The organism is Luteimonas sp. A277 (genome assembly GCF_054052045.1).
In genome coordinates this window covers 282761-302473 of record NZ_JBSVRG010000002.1, presented here as the reverse complement: position 1 = coordinate 302473, position 19713 = coordinate 282761, and the positions used below count along the sequence as shown (strand labels likewise).

The window sequence follows — 19713 nt, the reverse complement described above, 5'->3', positions numbered from 1 at the left end:
CGCTGGTTAGCACGTGCCGGGAAACATCATGACGGTCGCGCAATCGCTGTCAAGTATCTGTTTGATTTTTTAAGTAAAGAGGATGTTAACGAGGTCAGATCAGCTCCACTGCAATCGCAGTGGCCTCGCCTCCACCAATACACAGCGAAGCCACGCCACGCTTCAGATTACGGGCTCTTAGCGCATGCAACAGGGTCACGATAAGGCGTGCGCCGCTGGCGCCAATGGGGTGGCCGAGGGCGCAGGCACCACCATTCACGTTCAGCTTCTGGTGGGGAATTCCGAGGTCTTTCATCGGTGCCATGGCCACACAGGCGAAGGCTTCGTTGATCTCGAACAGGTCCACATCGTCCACAGTCCAGCCGGCGCGCTTGAGCACATTGTCGATCGCCTTGATCGGCGCAGTGGTGAACCATTCCGGTTCGTGGGCGTGTCCGGCATGGGCAACGATCCGGGCCAGCGGGGTCAGTCCCAGGTTCGATGCCTCCTCGGCCGAGGTGAGAACCAGCGCGGCAGCACCGTCGGAGATCTTCGAGGACGACGCTGCGGTCAGCAGGCCTTCCTTGCCGAACGCGGCGCGCAGGGTCGGGATCCGTGCCAGGTCGATCCGGCCCGGTTCCTCGTCGGTGTCCACCTCGTGCTCGCCCTTGCGGGTCTTGACGGTGACCGGAACGATCTCGTCCTTGAATGAACCGTCGGCAATCGCCGCCTGGGCGCGCTTGGCGCTTTCAGCCGAGAACTCGTCCAGCTCTTCGCGGCTGAAGCCGTACTTGCGGCAGGCTTCATCTCCGAACACGCCCATGGCCTTGCCATCGTCGGGGTTGGTCAGGCCGTCCCAGGCCATGTGGTCGAGGAATTCGGCGCTGCCGTACCGCACGCCGTTGCGCGAGCCGTTGAGCAGGTGCGGGGCATTGGTCATCGATTCCATGCCGCCAGCGACGACCACCTTTGCCGATCCGGCGCGGATCAGGTCATGGCCGAACATCACCGCTTTCATGCCCGATCCGCACACCTTGTTGATGGTGGTGCAACCGGCAGCATCGGGGATCCCGGCTGCGCGCGAAGCCTGGCGCGCCGGTGCCTGGCCGAGGCCGGCGGGCAGCACGCAGCCCATGATGGTCTCGTCCACCTTGTCGGCGGAAAGGCCGGCGTGCTCGAGCGCGCCGCGGATGGCCGTCGCGCCCAGGGTCGGAGTCGGGACCCCGTTGAACTGGCCGAGGAAAGAGCCGATGGCGGTGCGCTTGGCACCGGCGATGATGATGTCGCTCATGAAGTTGCTCCACCTGGGTGTGGGGGTATGGAATGCGTCCGATTATCGTGCCTGCGCTCCCACGCGGCAAACCGCCGTGGGAACCGTGCACTGCATTCAGTGCGATTCTGGGAACCATGGCATATCGTGGGCTGCCGCGTTGCGGTATAGGTATGCGCATCTGACCCACAGAGGGAGTTGATCGATGACTGGTGTTTGGGAGGGAGTGGCGAAATCGCGGGCCGCGCAGCGTTCGCTGCTTGCGGCAGCTGTAGGGCTGGCACTCAGTGCTTGTGGAGGAGGTGGAGGCGGTCCGTTGCGCCCGGATCCACCGCCCGCGGGGCCGCCACCAAGCCCTCCGCCAACGGTGGTGGAGCCGGCCAACCCCGCCTACAGCGACCACATCACGCTCACCAACGCCCAGCCGGCGATCGATGCCGGGCTGACCGGCGAGGGCGTCCGGATCGGCGTCATCGATACCGGTGTCAATCGCAACCATCCGTCACTGGCCGGTCGGGTGGTGGATAACCTGATCTACATCAACCGCAACACCAACGACATGTCTGTGGATGACAAGGACGGACACGGTACCTCGGTCGCGCAGATTGCGGCCGGCAAGCCGTTCGGACAGTGGCCGGGGGGCATCGCCCAGGGCGCGGAGATCGTGTCAGCGCGGATCATCAATGACGAACCGCCCGAGGATGATGGCAGCGGTGACGGCAATGAGGTGGGCGGCGCCCTGGGTCTCGAGCCGATCCACAACGACATGATTTCCCGCGGGGTGAAGATCCTCAACAACTCCTGGGGCGGGCTGTACTGGAGCAATCCGGCGGCCACCTCGCCGATCGCGGCCGAGTACCGGCGCTTCATCCTGAGCCATGACGGACTGGTGGTGTTCGCGGCGGGCAACGTGGGGCGTGACGACCCGACCGACATGGCTGCGCTGCCGAGCCAGCAGGGCACCGGCGGCAGCACGCCGGGCGCGGACCTGGAGGTTGGCTGGCTGACAGTCGTGGCCCTGGACGGTGACGACCCGGACTTGCTGGCCGAATATTCCAACGCCTGCGGTGTCGCGATGAACTACTGCCTGGCCGCACCCGGCCAGGTGGTTTTCACCGGCACTGATGATGCTCCGGATTCGCCGGAATACTGGATCTCTGAGGGGACCTCGTTTGCAGCCCCGCAGGTGTCCGGCGCGGCGGCGCTGGTGTGGGAGGCTTTCCCCTGGTTCAACAACGACCTGGTGCGCCAGACCATCCTTGGCACCGCGAAGGACATCGGCCCGGCCGGGGTAGATGAGATCTTCGGCTACGGGCTGCTGGATGTCGGCAAGGCGGTGCAGGGGCCGGGCAGGTTCGACTGGGGCACGGTGACTGCGAACTTCAGCGACCAGACGTCGATCTGGGCCAACGATATCGCCGGTGCGGGCGGACTGACCAAGCGTGGAAGCGGCACGCTTGAACTGTCCGGGGCCAACACCTATCGCGGTGCGACGCGCGTTGACGGGGGCACGCTGCACGTCAGCGGCTCGGTCGCGGGATCGGGCGTGACCGTTGGCTCGGATGGCACCCTCAGCGGCGGCGGGACCGTTTTCGGCAGCGTCACCAACCACGGCACGGTGCTGGTCAACCAGGGCGATATCGGTCGGGCGGATCAGTTCGAGATCACCGGCAACTACACGCATGCCAACGGCGCGACCCTGGCGCTGGTGCTGGGACATGGCCCGCTGGTGGTGAATGGCGATGCGGATATCGACGGTGGCAGCGTGCACGTGGCCGGAGTGAGCGACAGCTATGTCACCAGCGACCGCGAGCACGTCCTGCAGGTGTACGGCGAAATGAACGGCTATTTCGAAGAGCTCACCTACAACGCCGACACCATGTTTCTGCAGGCGCACCTGGCCTATGACCTGCAGAATGTCTGGCTGGATATTGCCCGCCTGGACGTGCATGCCACCGCGGCCCGCCTGGCCAACGCTACGGCCGCCTCGCTGTCTTCGGCCCAACGGGTCGAGAACGCGTTCCGTGAGCTGGACGGCCAGCAGTCAGGGGACGGACCGGTGGCCAGCGGCTTGATCCGTGCGGCCGGCGAGTTCCAGCGGATTGCCGATGCGCGGATGGCGCACGTTTCACTGGCCAGCCTGTCCGGCGAGCTGCACGCGGTGGCGTCTTCGACCACGTTCGACGCGATCGACATGAACCGGCGGGCGCTGTCCGACCAATTTGCTTCGGGGGCCAACCTTGTCGAGCGGCCGGCGGCTTGGGCACGGCAGCTTGGAGGAGGGGGCCAGGGCGGGTTCTCCGGCAGCGAGCAGGCGATGGATGGCTGGATGATCGGCCGCGACGTGCGCCTGGGGAATGCCATCGCCGGCTTTGCCTTCGGAGAAACCACGGCCGACAGTCGCCGCGCGGGCAGCCGCGACCGTGGTCGCGACCGCCAGGCGCAGAGCCTGATGTATGCCGGTATTGCCGGCAGCCAGGCCTACGCACTGGGCCAGGTCGGGTTTGGCCGCTTCGACCGCCAGCTGGAGCGCCATCTGTTCACCGGCCAGCGTTCGATGGGGGTGTTCAGCAACTACGCGGGCGATTTCATGACTGCCAGCCTGGAGTCGGGCTATCGGCTGGGCGACGCGGAGGCGGGAGTCACCCCGTATGTGGGCGTCGAATACAGCCGCATCCGCAGCGATGGGTTCAACGAGCTGGGCGGGGACGGACTGGGTCTGCGTGCTGATGCCTGGAGTTCAAGCCGCAGTCAGGCCATGGCCGGCCTGCGCGGGGAGCGTCAGTGGCTGTCGGGGCTGAGGCTGCAGGGCTATGCAGAGTGGCAGCAGACCCTGTCCGCGCAGGGGCTCGACCTGGAGGCCGGCTTTACCGGCGTCGATGCCTGGGCGCCGCTGATGGGGCTGCAGCCGGCGCGTTCGGGCGGGCTGTTCGGGCTGGGCCTGGATGCGCCGGTCGGACGCAGCGGCCTGGTCACGCTGGGCTATGACCAGCGGTTCGGCCCGCGTGGCGATGCACGCATGGTGTCGCTGAGGTACGCGCTAGGGTTCTGAAACCAGCCGCGTCGGGGGCGTAGCCCCGACCTGCGAGGTTGACCCGGTCGGGACCGTGGCCCTCAGCGTGACTACATAGGTCGGGGCTACGCCCCCGACGCATTACCGGTCCTCGAACAGCTCGCGGCCGATGAGCATGCGGCGGATTTCGTTGGTGCCGGCGCCGATGGCGTAGAGCTTGGCGTCGCGCAGGATCCGGCCGGTAGGGTATTCGTTGATGTAACCATTGCCGCCCAGCGACTGGATGGCCTCCAGTGCCACCTGCACGGCGGACTCCGAGGCGTGCAGCAGGCAGCTGGCGGCATCCACGCGGGAGCTGTGTCCGGCGTCGAAATCCCGCGCCACCTGGTAGGCAAAGGCGCGGCTGGACTGCAGCGCGGTGTACATGTCGGCAATCTTGGCCTGCATGATCCCGAAGCTGCCGATGGCGACGTCGAACTGCCGCCGATCACGCACGTAGGGCAGGGCGATGTCCATCGCCGCCTGCATCAGTCCCAGCGGTCCGCCGGTGAGCACCAGGCGCTCGGTGTTGAGTCCGCGCATGAGCACCTTGACGCCAAGGTGGACTTCGCCCAGCACGTTTTCCTGTGGAATCCGGCAGTCCTCGAACACCAGCTCGCAGGTGTTGGAGCCGCGCATGCCGAGCTTGTCGAGCTTCTGCGCGGTGGAAAAGCCGGGCATGCCCTTTTCCACCAGGAACGCGGTCATGCTGCGACTGCCTGCCTCCTTGCCGGCAGTGCGCATGTAGACGATCAGCACGTCGGCCTCGGGGCCGTTGGTGATCCACATCTTGCTGCCGTTGGCGATCCACTCGCCGTCACGCCCGGCTTCACGGCGGAATTCCGCGCGGCAGGCCATCGAGCCCACCACATCGGAGCCGGCACCCGGCTCGCTCATTGCCAGCGCGCCTTTCCACTCTCCGCTGCACAGCTTGGGCAGGTACTTCTGCCGCTGGGCTTCATTGCCGTTGGCGTAGAGGTTGGAGACGCAGAGGTTGGAGTGGGCGCCGTAGCTGAGCCCGACCGATCCGGAGGCGCGGGAGATCTCCTCCATCGCCACCAGGTGGGCGAGGTAGCCCATCTCGCTGCCGCCGAACTCGCCCGGCACGGTCATGCCCAGCAGGCCCATCTCGCCAAGCTTCAGCCACAGCTCCTGGGGGAACGCGTTGTCGCGGTCAATCTCTTCCGCGCGAGGGGCGATCTCCGCTTCTGCGAAGCGCCTCACCGCATCGCGTAGTGCATCAATCTCTTCGCCCAGCGGAAACGCTCGCATATACGACCTCAAATCTCTCGGTGAAGCTGGGAACCCCAAGCCCCCTTTAGTAAAGGGGGCGCCGCGAAGCGGCGGGGTTTTGGAAGCACAAAGCGGGACCCGAAGTTGCAAAGCAACTTTGGGCTGATCCAGGCGAAGCCTGGGATCAGCTTCCCTTGACGCGACCCTGGAAGCGCGGTGCCGCGCGGCCCAGCGGCAGCTTCAGCTTGCCGATCAGCTCGATCCGCTCTTCTGCCATGCGGTCGGCCGCCTTGTAGGTCGGGATGCTGTCGCGCTCGGCGATTTCGTAGATGCGGGTCAGGTTGTGGTAGATCGTGCGCATCATGCGCATGGCGCGTTCGCGGTTGTAGCCTTCGATCTCCAGCGACACGTTCATCACGCCGCCCGCGTTCACCGCGTAGTCCGGGGCGTAGAGGATGCCGCGCTTGCCGAGTTCGTCGCCGATCTCGTTGTTGGCCAGCTGGTTGTTGGCCGAGCCGCAGATGATCTTCGCCTTCAGACGCTGCACTGTGTCCTCGTTGACCGTGGCGCCCAGCGCGCACGGCGAGTACACGTCGGCGTCGACGTCGTAGATCTCGTCCGGGGCCACAGCTTCGGCGCCGTATTCGGACACGGCCTGGTCAATCAGCCCCTGATGGATGTCGGTGACGAAGATCTTCGCGCCGCGCTCCTTGAGCAGCTTCACGAACTCCATGCCCACGTGGCCCAGGCCCTGGACGGCGTAGCTGTAATTGCCCACTTCCTCGTTGCCGTGCTTGCGGTTGAGGGTGGCCAGCAGGCCCTGCAGGGTGCCGTAGGCGGTGAACGGCGACGGATCGCCCGAGCCGCCGTGGACCTGGTGCACGCCGGTCACGTACTGGGTTTCGCGGAACACGAACTCCATGTCGTTGACATCGATGCCCACGTCTTCGGCGGTGATGTAGCGCCCGCCCAGCGATTCCACGGCCTGGCCGAAGGCGCGGAACAGCGCTTCGGACTTGTCCTTGGCCGGATCGCCGATGATCACGGCCTTGCCGCCGCCGATGTTCAGGCCGGCTACGGCGTTCTTGTAAGTCATGCCGCGCGACAGGCGCAGCACGTCGTTCAGGGCCTCGGCTTCGCTCTTGTAGGGCCACATGCGGGTGCCGCCCAGGGCCGGGCCCAGCACGGTGTTGTGGATCGCGATGATGGCCTTCAGGCCCGCGTCCTTGTTGTGGCAGTACACGATCTGTTCGTGGCCGGAAGTGTCGAGTTGTTCGAAAATCATTGCTGGCTCCGTGGCGGCCCGTGATCTGCACGGACCGGCGTGTCTGGTGGGTGGAATCTGAACGTGAGCGCGGCGCCGCAGGGGCGCCGATAGGGTCGGTATTCTACGCTCCCGCGGCTACAGCTGCGATTCGATCGGCAGCCAGCGCAGCACGCGAACAATGCTGCGCTGCAGCAGTGAAGCGCCCGGTTCGCTGGTGTGGACGGTGGGTGGATCGGTAGCGCCGTCGAGCCAGCGGAGCCTGTTTTTCTGGTCCAGATACAGCCAGTAGCTCAGTTCCGCACTCGAGAGAGTGAGGTACTCCTCGCGCAGTGCGCCCGCCAGCTCGGGATCGTCAAACAGCACCCCCATTTCGGTGTTCAGGTTAATCGAGCGCGGATCCATGTTGAACGAGCCCACGAACCCGCGCCGGTCGTCCACCAGATAGGCCTTGGTGTGCAGGCTGGCGCCGCTGCTGCCGAACAGGCTGGAATCGGTGGCGACATCGGCCTTGGTTTCGTACAGGTGGATCCCGGCCTTGAGCAGCAGTTCGCGGTATTTGCTGTAACCGCTGTGCACGGCCAGCACGTCGTTGGCGACCAGCGAATTGGTGATCACGCCTACGTGGGCGTCATGGCGCCGCGCGGCGTTGGCAAGGGCGACCACGCCCTCGCTGCCGGGGACGAAATAGGGCGAGATCAGCAGGGCCTTGTGCCGGGCAGACGCCAGATCCTCAAGGATGGCGTGGATCAGCCACTGCGAGCGGTCTTCGCTTGGGCGTTTGTCGGGAGGATCGGATAGCACCCGGATGCGATCAGTCCAGTACGGGGTGAGGGTCTGGGTGATGTAGCGGCGCACGTTGTCGGAGGTGTCCACCTTGTCCAGGAACCGTCGCGCCTGCGGGCTGCGGGTTTCCTCGCGGATCTGTTCCATCACCGCTTCCAGGGTGCGCCGCGACTTGCGGTTCAGGGCCGAGATCGGCACCACCTGCTCGCTGTTCCAGAAGGTGTCGAAGATGGCGCTGGCCTCTTCAACCGCCGGGCCGAACAGGGCCACGTCCAGATCGCGGAAATTGGTGTCCTCGGCGGCGTCGAAATATTCCACGCCCACGTTGCGCCCGCCCACCACGGCCACCCGGCCATCGGCGATCCACGCCTTGTTGTGCATGCGGTGGTTGATGCTCCAGCTGCGCTGCACCATCTCCAGCAGTCGGCCGATGCCGTCGCGGTTGCGGAACGGGTTGTAGACCCGCACCTCGATGTTCGGGTGTTCCACCATTGCCAGCAGGGCACCGTCCTTGCCCTTGGCATTGATGTCGTCGAGAAGCATCCGCACTCGGACCCCACGTTCGGCGGCTTCCCGCAGCTCGCCCAGCAGCAGGTGCCCGGCCAGGTCGTCCTGCCAGATGTAGTACATCAGGTCGATGCTGCGCCCGGCGCGGCGGGTAGCGATGGCGCGGGCGGCGAACGCGTCGCGCCCGTCAATCAGCATCACCACGCCGCTCTGCCCGGGCCGGCGGGCCAGCAGCGGCGCCAGCTCCTGGTCCAGCAGGGTTTGGTCGGCCTGGACCGGAAGGGCATGGCTGGGTGTGCCAGTGGCGGGTGGGGTCAAATGATCGGCCAGCAGGATGCCGCTGAGCACCAGCGTGCCGAGGGTAAACAGGCTCCAGCCAAAGATCCTTTTGATTCGCTTGGTCATCATCGGTCGCATGTTCCCCGGGCAGCGCTCCAATTGTAGGGAGAACGGCTCCTACGCGGGGCGGTGGTGGCGGGCCAGGGCCCATGCGACGTGCTCGCGCACCAGCGGGTCTTCGCTGTCGGCGCGCGAGCGCAGGGCGGACAGTACTTCGGGCGTGGTGGGGGCGTTGCCCAAGGCCACGGCGATGTTGCGCAGCCAGCGGCGATGGCCACTGCGGCGGATCGCCGAGCCTTCGGTGCGGCGCAGGAATTCGTCTTCTTCCCAGGCGAACAGTTCGGCCAGGCTGGCGGTATCCAGATTGTTACGGGCGCGAAAGTCGGGCTCGTCGGTGCGGCGGGCGAACTTGTTCCAGGGGCAGACCAGCTGGCAGTCGTCACAGCCGAAAATGCGGTTTCCGATGGCGGGGCGCAACGGTTCCGGGATCGACCCTTCGTGCTCGATGGTCAGGTAGGAGATGCAGCGCCTCGCGTCCAGCCGGTTCGGAGCCACGATGGCCTGCGTCGGGCAGATATCGATGCAGCGGGTGCAGCTGCCGCAGTGCGCGGTGGCGGGCGTATCGACCGGCAGCGGCAGGTCGAGGTAGATCTCGCCGAGGAAAAACCAGGAGCCGCCATCGCGGTCGATCAGGCAGGTGTGCTTGCCGATCCAGCCCAGGCCGGCGTTGCGCGCCAGGGCCCGTTCCAGCACCGGTGCGGAGTCGACGAAAACGCGGAAGCCGAACGGGCCGATCTCATCGGCGATCCGTGCCGCCAGCTTCTGCAGGCGGTTGCGCATCAGCTTGTGATAATCGCGCCCTAAAGCGTAGCGGGCCACGTAGGCACGCTCACTGTCGGCCAGGGTGGCCCAGGCCTCGTCGTGACTGTCGGGCCCGTAATCCAGGCCGACGGACAGCACCCGCAGGGTGCCGGGCACCAGCTCCTGTGGGCGCGAGCGCTTGCTGCCGTGGCGGGCCATCCAGTCCATGTCCCCGTAAAGGCCCTCGGCCAGCCAGCTGTGCAGGTGGGCCTCGTCTTCACCGAGTTCAACGCCGCTGATACCGCAGCGCTGGAACCCGGCCGCGCTGGCGAGCGCCCGGATCCGCGCGGCAATTGCCGCCGGATCGCAGGAACCGGCGATGGCGTCGGGGCTGGACATGATGGCCAAGTATAGAATCCGGGCCATGAGTGCGCCCCCGCCAGCCTGGTCAGGTCTTCTGTACACACGCGAGGCGGTGCGCGCGCTGGAGGTGGCTGCTGCTGCGCACCTGGGCGGCGATGTCTTTGCGCTGATGTCCCGGGCGGGACAGGCCGCCTGGCGCGAGCTGCTGCAGCGCTGGCCGCAGGCGCAGGAGGTCGTGGTGGTCTGCGGCCCGGGGAACAACGGTGGCGACGGCTATGTCCTGGCGCGCCAGGCCCTTGAGTCGGGGCGGCGGGTGACCGTGCTGCGATTGCCGGGGCACGAGCCGCGCGGGGAACTGGCAGGGCGCGCATGCCGTGAGTACGTTGCTGCGGGCGGCAGTGTCGCGGAATTCAAGGGCCGGCTGCCGGCGGCGGATATATGGGTGGATGCCCTGTTCGGCATCGGCCTGTCGCGCCCGCTGGAGGCGGATGCCACGCGGCTGGTCGAGGCCATCAACGCCAGCGGCGCACCGGTGCTGGCGCTGGATGCGCCCAGCGGCGTCGACACCGATACCGGCGCGGTGCCCGGCGCAGCGATTCGGGCGCAGGCGACGCTGCAGTTCATCGGTGCCCACGTGGGCCTGCACACGGGGGCAGCGCTCGATTGGGCTGGCGAATCCTCGGTAGCCACGCTGGATCTGCCGGAACAGCTGTTGTCCGCAATCGAACCCGCTGCCGTGTGCCTGCGCCCGGCGGATCTGGCCGGCCGCTTCCCGCCGCGGCGCCGCGGTGCGCACAAAGGCGATGCCGGTTACCTGCTGTGTATCGGAGGAGACGAGGGCACTGGAGGAGCCGTACTGCTCACGGCCGAAGCGGCCCTGCGCTGCGGCGCTGGACTGGTGGGCGTGGCCACGCGCGCCGCGCACGTGGCCGCCATGCTGGCCCGCCGACCGGAGGTGATGGCCCGGGCGGTAGAAGGCGCGGGGGCGCTGCGGGAGCTGATCGAACGCGCCAACGTGATCGCCATCGGCCCCGGGCTGGGACAGGGAGCATGGGGTTCGGCGCAGTTCGGAGTGGCCCTGGGTGGAGGCAAGCCGCTGGTGCTCGACGCAGACGCATTGAACCTGCTGGCCAAGCGGGACCGCCCGGAACTTGCGGCGGACACGGTGCTGACACCGCACCCGGGCGAGGCTGCACGTCTGCTCGGAACCACCACCGCCCAGGTGCAGGCTGATCGCCTGGTGGCTGCACGCGCCATGTGCGAACAGTTCGGCTGCGTCGTGGTGCTCAAGGGGGCCGGCACGGTGGTGGCGGCACCGGATGAAACACCGCGGGTGATTGGCGCAGGTAACCCGGGCCTTGCGACCGGCGGCACCGGTGATGTGCTGACCGGCATCATTGCCGCGCTGCGCGCGCAGGGTTACCCGGCGTTCGAAGCAGCCTGCACGGGCGCGCTGTTGCACGCCGTCGCCGGCGATATGGCCGCACAGGAAGGAGAGCGCGGAATGCTTGCCTCGGATCTTTTCGCCCCGCTGCGCCGGTTGGTAAACGCATGAGCGGACCGTCCCTGCAGTTGGTGTTGCCCGACGAGGCGGCAACCGCGCGATTGGCGCGCCTGCTGGCAGCCAGCCAGCCAGGACCGGGTGTGGTGTACCTGGCAGGTGACCTGGGTGCGGGCAAGTCCAGCCTGGCCCGGGCCTGGTTGCGCAGCCTGGGTGTCACCGGAACCATCCGCAGCCCCACCTACACGCTGGTGGAGCGCTACCCGCTGGGTGACTCGGAGGCGCTGCATCTGGACCTGTACCGCATCGGATCGGGTGGAGAGCTTGAATTCCTCGGCCTGGACGATGAGCCGGCCCGGCTGTGGCTGGTGGAATGGCCGGAACGCGGGGCGGGCGGGTTGCCTCCGGCCGACCTTTCGATCGCACTGGCGATCCATGGTCCAGGCCGCAGCGCCAGGCTTGTCGCAAGCAGTCCGCTGGGCGAGTGCTGGCTGGCAGCTTTGGCAGACGAAGACGAGTTGGCGTCCTTTCCTGAACCGTAACTGCAGGAAGGGACGGCAGGTGCCCGATTTACAAGGAGAAAGTGCTTGCAATGGGGGGGCTGGAATGATTGACTGGGCCCCATGCGAATTCGCGGCGCCAGACTCCAGGAACTGCTGCTCGGCCTAGCGCTGCTGGCCGGGTTGGTGTGGAACGTTGCCAAGGCAACGGAAATCAATCACTTGCGCCTCGATAGCGGTCCCACCGGCACGCGTGCAGAGCTGGCGCTGGCCGGGGAGACGGAATTCAAGGTGATCAGGCTGTCCAACCCGGATCGGCTGGTGATTGATCTGCCGGGTGCCCGTTTGGCCAGCGGTTTCCGGCTTCCGGCGGCCGCCGGGCTGGTCAAGGCCGTGCGTAATGGACAGCCTGAGCCCGGCGTGACCCGGATCGTCTTTGACCTGGCCACCAGCGTGGCGGCGATCGGGCCGCGCATGGAACCCTCGGCCGAGGGGGCCAGACTGGTGGTGGAATGGCCTGGTGACGGCCCGGCCGGAGCCGATCCGATCGGACGGATCATCGCCCAGGTATCCCAGCCGGACACGGCTGCACAGCCGCCTGCCAATCCTTCCGCGGCTTCCCGGGCGGCGACCGACCGGCTGGTTTCCCAGGTGTCGGCCGTCTCGACGCCTGCGGCGTCCGTGCCGACGCCGGCACCGCCTGCAGCCACGGCCGCAGCGCCGCCACCCGCTGTGATCGACACTCCTCCGCCTCCCGTCGTACAGCAGGCCGTTGTACAACAGGCGCCTGTTCCGGTGCAGCCCGCGGCCGTGATGCGTCCGCTGGTCATCGCGATCGATGCCGGCCATGGCGGGCAGGATCCCGGTGCCGTCGGTCCCAGCGGGACCCGCGAGAAGGACGTCACCCTGGCCATTGCCCGCGAGCTGGCGCGCCAGGTGGATACCACCCCCGGGCTGAAGTCCTACCTGACCCGCGACACCGATGTGTTCATTCCCCTCAACCACCGCGCCCGGCTCGCGCGTGAGGCCGGGGCGGACATGTTCATTTCCGTCCATGCCGACGCCGCCCACAATCGCAATGCCCAGGGTTCATCGGTGTACGTGCTGTCGTTGCGCGGCGCGTCCTCGCAACGGGCGCGGTGGCTGGCCGACAAAGAGAACGCTGCCGACCTGATTGGTGGCGTGCGCCTTGAGGAAACCGACGACACCCTGGCCTCGGTGCTGCTGGATCTGACCCAGAGCGGGCAGATGAAGGCCTCGGAAGACGCTGGCCGGCACATCCTCGACGGTCTCAAGCGCATAGGCAACAACCACAAGCCGCATATCGAACGGGCCAATTTTGCCGTGCTGCGCACCTCGGACATGCCGTCGATGCTGGTGGAGACCGCGTTTCTTTCCAATCCGGAAGAGGAAAAGCGGCTGATCGATCCGCAATTCCAGCGCACCGTGGCACGTGCCGTCCTGGACGGGGTAAACACCTACTTCTCCGACCAGCCACCGCCGGGCACCCTGTTTGCCGCGCGCGCCAGGGCGGAAGCGGCGGGCCAGGCCGCGGCTGTTTCCGGCGGCAGCCCCTGACAGACAGGGATACGCTGCGGGCCGCGCTGCATACAGGCGCCGCCGCGGCCCGGTATCATCGCTGACCGGTATCAACGACGGCCGCGCGCCGCCCGCAGTGAGCATCCAGCAGCTTCCCGACGTCCTCATCAACCAGATCGCCGCAGGCGAGGTCGTGGAACGGCCTGCGTCCGTGGTCAAGGAACTGGTTGAAAACGCGCTGGATGCCGGCGCCACCCGCGTGGACATCGAACTGGAGGAAGGCGGCGTTCGCCTGATCCGGATCCGTGACAACGGCGGCGGGATCCCGGCTGCGGACTTGCCGCTTGCCGTCTCGCGCCACGCCACCAGCAAGATCGCTTCGCTCGATGACCTGGAGTCGGTGGCCACGCTGGGTTTCCGTGGTGAGGCGCTGCCCTCGATTGCTTCGGTCAGCCAGTTCCTGATCGTCTCGCGCCAGGCGCAAGACGATCACGGCAGCGCGCTGGCGGTGGAAGGCGGCACGGTAGGCGAGGTGGAACCGCGCCAGCACCCGCACGGCACCACCATCGAAGTGCGCGAGCTGTTCTACAACGTGCCCGCGCGGCGCCGGTTCCTGCGTGCCGAACGGACCGAAACCGGGCATATCGAAGAGTGGCTGCGCTCGCTTGCGCTGGCCCGGCCGGATGTGGAGCTGCGGGTCAGCCATAACGGCAAGCCTTCCCGCCGCTACAAGGGCAGCGCCGAACTGTTTTCCGACGAACGCCTGCATGAAACGCTGGGCGCGGAGTTCGCCCGCCATGCGCTGCGGGTGGAGCAGGAAGGTGCCGGGCTGCGACTGCATGGATGGATCGCCCAGCCTGCTTATTCACGTGCAAGCGCCGACCAGCAGTATCTGTACGTGAACGGCCGCAGCGTGCGCGACCGCAGCGTGGCGCACGCGGTCAGGCAGGCCTATGCCGACGTGCTCTATCACGGCCGGCAGCCTGCCTACGTGCTGTTTCTGGAAATGGATCCGGCCCGGGTGGATGTGAACGTGCACCCGGCCAAGCATGAGGTGCGCTTCCGCGAGTCCCGCCTGATCTACGACTTCGTCCGCCGCACCCTGCACGAGGTGCTGGCCGGGACCCGTGCCGGCCAGCAGGCCGCGGCTGCGGAAACGGCCGGGGCAGGTGCCTTCGGTGGTGCGGCCCCTGCGCGGCCGGAGCAGTGGATGGCCGCGCAATCAGGTCTGGCGCTGCGTACCGATGAAGCCCGTGCCGGCTACGCGGCCCTGTACGGCGACGTATCGCCTGCCGCGGCGCCGGAGTCCTGGCCTGTCGCATCGCAGCCACCGGGCATGGACGCTGGCAGCCTGTCGTCGCTGCCGGCTGCCGATGCTACGACTGCGCCGCCGCTGGGCTATGCGATCGCGCAGCTGCATGGCATCTATATCCTCAGCCAGTGTGCGGACGGCCTGATCGTGGTCGACATGCACGCCGCGCACGAGCGTATCGGCTACGAGAAACTCAAGCGCGCTCATGACAGCGAAGGCCTGCGCATGCAGCCGCTGCTGGTGCCGCAGACCCTGGCCGTGGCCGAGCGCGAGGCGGACGTGGCCGAAAGCGGGGCAGCCATCCTCGAGGCGCTGGGTTTCGAGGTGTCGCGTACCGGACCGCAGTCGCTGCTGTTGCGCGGCGTGCCGGCGTTGCTGGCCGAGGGCGATACAGAGGCGCTGCTGCGTGATGTGCTGGCAGACCTGCGTGAGCATGGCGACAGCCTGCGGGTGGCCAGTGCCCGCGACGAGCTGCTGTCCACCATGGCCTGCCACGGGTCCGTGCGCGCCAACCGGCGCCTGACCATTCCCGAGATGAACGCACTGCTGCGGCAGATGGAAGAGACCGAACGCTCGGGACAATGCAACCATGGGCGTCCGACCTGGGCGCGCTTCAGCCTGGCCGAGATCGATCGCTGGTTCATGCGCGGACGCTGAGCGCCGCTTTCGCGATAAAGGGGAAATGTTGTTGGATAGGCTGTTGGACAGGGGGAGGGGCCGGATGTTTGCCGCGCTGCTGCTGGGCACGACTTTGACGGTGGCCGGTTGCAGTGGCGATCGCAGCGAAGATGCGAAGGACGCCGTCGCCACGGCCGCGGCCGATGCGGCCTTTGTTACCGGGCAGGAGGCTTGGCGTGCCGAGCGCCGCGACCGGCTGCTTGCGCCGGACGGCTGGACCACGCTGGTGGGCTTGCACTGGATTGAACTCAACGCGCATTACATTGGCAGCAGTGGCGAAAGCGGCATGCGCCTGGCGAAGGGGCCGCCACGGCTGGGAATGCTGCAGCAGCGCGAGGGGCGGCTGTACTTCACCCCGGAGCGCGGCGTGGAGCTGGCGGTGGACGGCGAGCGTCTGACCGGACGTGCGGAACTGCATTCGGATCGCAGCAGCACCCCGACCCTGATCGATTTCGATGCCGGGCAGGGACAGATCGGCGTGATCGAACGCGGTGGTCGCCGGGCGCTCCGCGTGCGGCACCTCGACGCCGACTCGCGGCTGCGCTTTGCCGGCATCGATTACTGGCCGGTCGATGCTTCATGGTTGATCGAAGGGCGGTTTTCAGCCCATCCGCCGGGACAGATGCTTGAAGTGGCGTCACTCATCGGCGGTACCGAAAGAATGGGCAATCCGGGGGTGGTCGAATTCGACCGCGATGGACAGGTATTCCGCCTGCAGGCACTGGATGACGGTGCCGATGGACTGCTGCTGATCCTGGCCGACCGCACCTCGGGGCAGGGCAGCTACGGCGCCGGCCGGTATCTGGACGCCGGCGCACCGGATGCCAATGGCCGCGTCCTGCTGGACTTCAACCGTGCCTACAATCCCCCCTGCGCTTTTACCAACTACGCCACCTGCCCGCTGCCGCCGCTGGAGAATCGCCTGGACCTGGCCATTACTGCCGGTGAAAAGGCTTACCAGGCCCCGGCAGGCTGACCAATCACCAACTGGAGATCCAGATGAAGCTGATGACACGCCTGGCTGGACGCAAGACCCTATCAACCCTGCTGCTGGTCTCGGCCGGCCTGTTTTGCGCTGCTGCACTGGCCGATCAGCCGCAGACCGCTGCTGCCACCGGGCCGGCGGTCGGCCATCAGCCGCCGGTCCCGCTGCTGTGGAAGGCGAGCAGCGGCGAACGTGTGGTTTACCTGCTGGGCTCCTTCCACCTGCTCAAGCCGGATGACTACCCGCTGTCGTCGGACGTGGACGCCGCGTTTGCCGATTCGGAAGCGGTGGTGTTCGAGATCCCACCCGAGCAGCTGCAGTCGCCCGAGCTCGGCATGAAGATGGGCCAGGCGGCGATGCGCACCGACGGCACCCCGCTCAACAGCGCGCTGCCCGAGGAGACCGTGGCCGCGCTGGATGCCTGGACCACGGACAACGCCGCGCAGCTGCAGCAGATGCAGCTGGCACCGCAGGTGCTGCAGATGTTCCAGCCCTGGTTCGTTTCGCTGATGGTCACCGTGACCGAGATGGGCAAGTTCGGACTGGATCCGGAAATCGGGCTGGACAACCACATGGCCAAGCGCGCTGCAGAGGCAGGCAAGCGCACCTCGGGCCTTGAAACCGCCGACCAGCAGATCGCTTTTTTCACCGGCATGTCTGACCAGGAGCAGCTGCAGTTCCTGCAGTCGTCGCTGGAGGGCACCGGGGAAGAAGGGCAGGTGGAAATCGCCAAGCTCCACGACGCCTGGCGCAGTGGTGATGCGCAGGCCATCTGGGATGGCATGGCGGTGGAAATGGCCGAGGAGTTCCCGGCCCTTTACCAGCGCATCAACGTTGAACGCAATGACGCCTGGGTGCCGCAGATCGAGGCCATGCTGAATGGTGATGGCACTGGCAACACCATTGTCGTAGTCGGTGCGCTGCACCTGCTGGGTGAGGATGGCGTGGTGGAAAAGCTGGGGGCCAAGGGCTACCAGCTGGAGAGGATCTGCACCGCCTGTTCCGAATGATCCAGGCCGCCCTGGTCTTGTAGGAGCGCGCCGCGCGCATGGCGCGCTCCTACGGGAGCGGTGAACCGGTAGCCGTGAGCATGACGATGCAGTCGACCGGGCAGGCAGGCACGCAAAGCTCGCACCCGGTACAGAGGGGTTCGATCACCACATGCATGTGCTTGCTCGCGCCGACGATGGCATCCACCGGGCAGGCGAGGATGCATTTGGTGCAGCCGATGCAATCCGCCTCGATCACCAGCGCCACCTGCGGCGGCTTGTGGCTGCCGCGGGCGCGATCGTAGGGCTTGGCTGGCGCGCCCAGCAGGTTGGCAAGGGCGCGTGCCCCGGCGTCGCCGCCGGGAGGGCAGTGGTCGATATCCGCTTCGCCACGAGCCAGCGCTTCGGCATAGGGGCGGCAGCCATCAAAGCCGCACTGGCGGCACTGGGTCTGCGGCAGGATCCGGTCGATGCGCTCGACCAGGCCCGGCGGACTCACCGCACCGGCATGCCCGGCTGCGCACCCTCGTCGGCGGACAGCAGGGCCAGCTCACCGGTATCGAAACCGGCGGAGAGGATCATTCCTTCGCTGACGCCAAAGCGCATCTTGCGCGGCGCCAGGTTGGCCACGAACACCACGCTGCGCCCCACCAGCTTTTCCGGCTCGCCGTAGCTGGCGCGGATGCCCGAGATGATCTGGCGCTTGCCCAGTTCACCAGCGTCCAGTTCGAAGCGCAGCAGCTTGTCCGATCCTTCCACCAGCTCGCATGCCAGGACCTTGCCGACACGCAGGTCCAGCTTGGCGAAGTCGTCGATGCTGATGAAGTCGTCGTCCGCCTTTGCCTTGGCCTTGCCGTCGGCTTTCTTTTCCGGGGTGGCGGTGGCGGCAGTGTCGGCTGCGGGGGCGAGGGTGTCCTTGCTGGCGTCGATCATGGCTTGGATGTGCTTGGGGTCCAGGCGGGTGAACAGGGGGGCATAGCTGGACACGTCATGGGCCAGCAGCGGTGAGTCCAGGTCCGCCCAGGATGTAACGGGCGCGTTGAGGAAGGCCTCGGCCTCCGCAGCCACGCCGGGCAGCACCGGACGCAGCGCGCCGGCCAGCACCCGGAACAGGTTCAATCCCTGTGTGCACACCGCCTGCAGCTGGGCGTCGGCCCCTTCCTGCTTGGCGATCACCCACGGCTTGTGGTCGTCGATGTAGCGGTTGGCCTCATCAGCCAGGGCCATGGTGCGTCGCAGGACCGTGGCGGCCTCGTTGCGGGCATAGGCTTCGCGGATCGGGCCCAGCGCCTCGACGAAGCGCGCGTACATCTCCGGCTCTGGCAGTTCCGCCGCCAGGCGGCCGTCGAAGCGCTTGCTGATGAAGCCCGCGCAGCGGCTGGCGAGGTTGGCGAACTTGCCCACCAGATCGGAGTTGACCCGGCTGACGAAGTCGGAAAGATTGAGGTCCAGGTCGTCCACGCCTCCGGAAGATTTGGCCGCGTAGTAGTAGCGCAGCGCCTCCGGGCGCAGGCCGCTGTCCAGGTAGGTGCGGGCCATCACGAAGGTGCCGCGCGACTTGGACATCTTGGCGCCGTCCACCGTCAGGTATCCGTTCACGTGCAGGCGGTTGGGGGCCCGCTTGCCGGCTCCGTGCAGCACGGCTGGCCAGAACAGGCCGTGGAAATTCACGATGTCCTTGCCGATGAAGTGGTGCAGCTCGGCCTTGCTGTCCGGCACCAGGAAGCTTTCAAAATCCAGCCCCTCGCGCTCGCTCAGCGCCTGCAGGCTGGACAGGTAGCCGATCGGCGCGTCCAGCCAGACATAGAAAAACTTGCCCGGATGGCCGGGGATCTCGAAGCCGAAGTAGGGCGCGTCGCGGGAGATGTCCCAGGCGCGCAGGCCGCCTTCGCCGTCCAGCCATTCCTGCAGCTTGGCCTTGACCCCCGGAACGGCGACATCGCCGCGCAGCCATTCGCGCAGGAAACCCTCGAAGTGGCCCAGCTCGAAGAAGAAATGTTCGGACTCGCGCAGCTCCGGCGCCGCGCCGGACAGGACCGAGTAGGGGTTCTTCAGCTCGGTGGAAGCATAGGTGGCGCCGCAGTGCTCGCAGTTGTCGCCGTACTGGTCAGGCGTGTCGCAGCGCGGGCAGGTGCCTTTCACGTAGCGGTCGGGCAGGAACATGCCCTTGGCCGGGTCATAGAACTGCTCCACCGAGCGCCGGCTGATGTGGCCGTTGGCTTCCAGGCGGGCGTAGAACGCCTCGGTCAGGGCCCGATGGCGCGGTGAGTGGGTGGAGTCGTAATGGTCGAAGGCGACGCCGAAATCGGCGAAGTCGCGCTCGTGCCCGGCCTGGACGCCGGCGATGAACTCCTCCGGAGTGGTCCCGGCCTTCTCCGCCGCCAGCATGATCGGCGTGCCGTGGGTGTCATCGGCGCAGACGAAGTGCACCGTGCTGCCGGCCATTCGCTGTGCCCGTACCCAGATGTCGGCCTGGATATAGCCGACCAGGTGGCCCAGGTGCAGCGGGCCGTTGGCGTAGGGCAGGGCAGTAGAGACAATCGCAGTGCGGGACATGGCAGGCAGTATTTGAAGGGCAGGGGATTATCGCATGCGGGCCGCGCGATGCCGCCCGG

General features: G+C 67.0%; 14 protein-coding genes. 7 read left to right on the top strand and 7 right to left on the bottom strand.

Annotated features, from left to right (window positions below):
- Positions 1–94: 94 nt before the first annotated feature.
- Positions 95–1270 (bottom strand): thiolase family protein, encoded by a 1176-nt coding sequence (locus ACW7G2_RS03480; RefSeq protein WP_456972740.1) that lies wholly within the window; start codon positions 1268–1270, stop codon positions 95–97.
- 184 nt (positions 1271–1454) lie between these two features.
- Here ACW7G2_RS03480 and ACW7G2_RS03475 point away from each other — a divergent pair, with 184 nt between their 5' ends.
- Positions 1455–4301 (top strand): S8 family serine peptidase, encoded by a 2847-nt coding sequence (locus ACW7G2_RS03475; RefSeq protein ID WP_456972738.1) that lies wholly within the window; start codon positions 1455–1457, stop codon positions 4299–4301.
- Between the two features lie 102 nt (positions 4302–4403).
- On the opposite strand, the gene ACW7G2_RS03470 is transcribed toward ACW7G2_RS03475, so the two are convergent.
- The 4 genes from ACW7G2_RS03470 to queG form a co-directional block, all read right to left on the bottom strand.
- Entirely contained in the window at positions 4404–5573 is a 1170-nt protein-coding gene (locus ACW7G2_RS03470) for an isovaleryl-CoA dehydrogenase (protein WP_456972736.1), read from the bottom strand.
- Between the two features lie 145 nt (positions 5574–5718).
- Positions 5719–6819: a Glu/Leu/Phe/Val dehydrogenase dimerization domain-containing protein gene (locus ACW7G2_RS03465; protein WP_456972734.1), complete on the bottom strand. Its 1101-nt coding sequence runs from the start codon at positions 6817–6819 to the stop codon at positions 5719–5721.
- A gap of 117 nt (positions 6820–6936) precedes the next feature.
- A complete protein-coding gene (locus tag ACW7G2_RS03460; RefSeq protein ID WP_456972732.1) occupies positions 6937–8496 on the bottom strand; it encodes a phospholipase D-like domain-containing protein in 1560 nt (519 codons plus the stop codon).
- Between the two features lie 51 nt (positions 8497–8547).
- Complete coding sequence (gene queG, locus ACW7G2_RS03455) at positions 8548–9630, bottom strand: tRNA epoxyqueuosine(34) reductase QueG (protein ID WP_456972854.1); 1083 nt, start codon at positions 9628–9630, stop codon at positions 8548–8550.
- A 25-nt stretch (positions 9631–9655) separates the two neighbouring features.
- Here queG and ACW7G2_RS03450 point away from each other — a divergent pair, with 25 nt between their 5' ends.
- The 6 genes from ACW7G2_RS03450 to ACW7G2_RS03425 all read left to right on the top strand — a co-directional run bounded on the left by ACW7G2_RS03450 (position 9656) and on the right by ACW7G2_RS03425 (position 17119).
- Positions 9656–11149, top strand: a complete 1494-nt coding sequence (locus tag ACW7G2_RS03450) for an NAD(P)H-hydrate dehydratase (protein ID WP_456972730.1) — start codon at positions 9656–9658, stop codon at positions 11147–11149.
- Complete coding sequence (gene tsaE, locus ACW7G2_RS03445; RefSeq protein WP_456972728.1) at positions 11146–11637, top strand: tRNA (adenosine(37)-N6)-threonylcarbamoyltransferase complex ATPase subunit type 1 TsaE; 492 nt, start codon at positions 11146–11148, stop codon at positions 11635–11637. The genes ACW7G2_RS03450 and tsaE overlap by 4 nt, the downstream gene beginning before the upstream one ends.
- Before the next feature lie 81 nt (positions 11638–11718).
- Positions 11719–13173, top strand: coding sequence for an N-acetylmuramoyl-L-alanine amidase (locus ACW7G2_RS03440; RefSeq protein ID WP_456972726.1), 1455 nt, complete (start codon positions 11719–11721; stop codon positions 13171–13173).
- A gap of 97 nt (positions 13174–13270) precedes the next feature.
- Positions 13271–15103, top strand: a complete 1833-nt coding sequence (gene mutL, locus ACW7G2_RS03435) for a DNA mismatch repair endonuclease MutL (RefSeq protein ID WP_456972724.1) — start codon at positions 13271–13273, stop codon at positions 15101–15103.
- A 64-nt stretch (positions 15104–15167) separates the two neighbouring features.
- On the top strand, positions 15168–16100 hold the full coding sequence (locus ACW7G2_RS03430; protein WP_456972722.1) for a DUF1684 domain-containing protein: 933 nt from the start codon (positions 15168–15170) through the stop codon (positions 16098–16100).
- 23 nt (positions 16101–16123) lie between these two features.
- Positions 16124–17119: a TraB/GumN family protein gene (locus ACW7G2_RS03425; protein ID WP_456972720.1), complete on the top strand. Its 996-nt coding sequence runs from the start codon at positions 16124–16126 to the stop codon at positions 17117–17119.
- A 49-nt stretch (positions 17120–17168) separates the two neighbouring features.
- On the opposite strand, the gene rnfB is transcribed toward ACW7G2_RS03425, so the two are convergent.
- On the bottom strand, positions 17169–17597 hold the full coding sequence (gene rnfB, locus ACW7G2_RS03420) for an Rnf electron transport complex subunit RnfB (protein WP_456972718.1): 429 nt from the start codon (positions 17595–17597) through the stop codon (positions 17169–17171).
- Positions 17594–19654, bottom strand: a complete 2061-nt coding sequence (metG, locus tag ACW7G2_RS03415) for a methionine--tRNA ligase (protein WP_456972715.1) — start codon at positions 19652–19654, stop codon at positions 17594–17596. Before metG ends, rnfB begins: the two co-directional genes overlap by 4 nt.
- Positions 19655–19713: the final 59 nt, after the last annotated feature.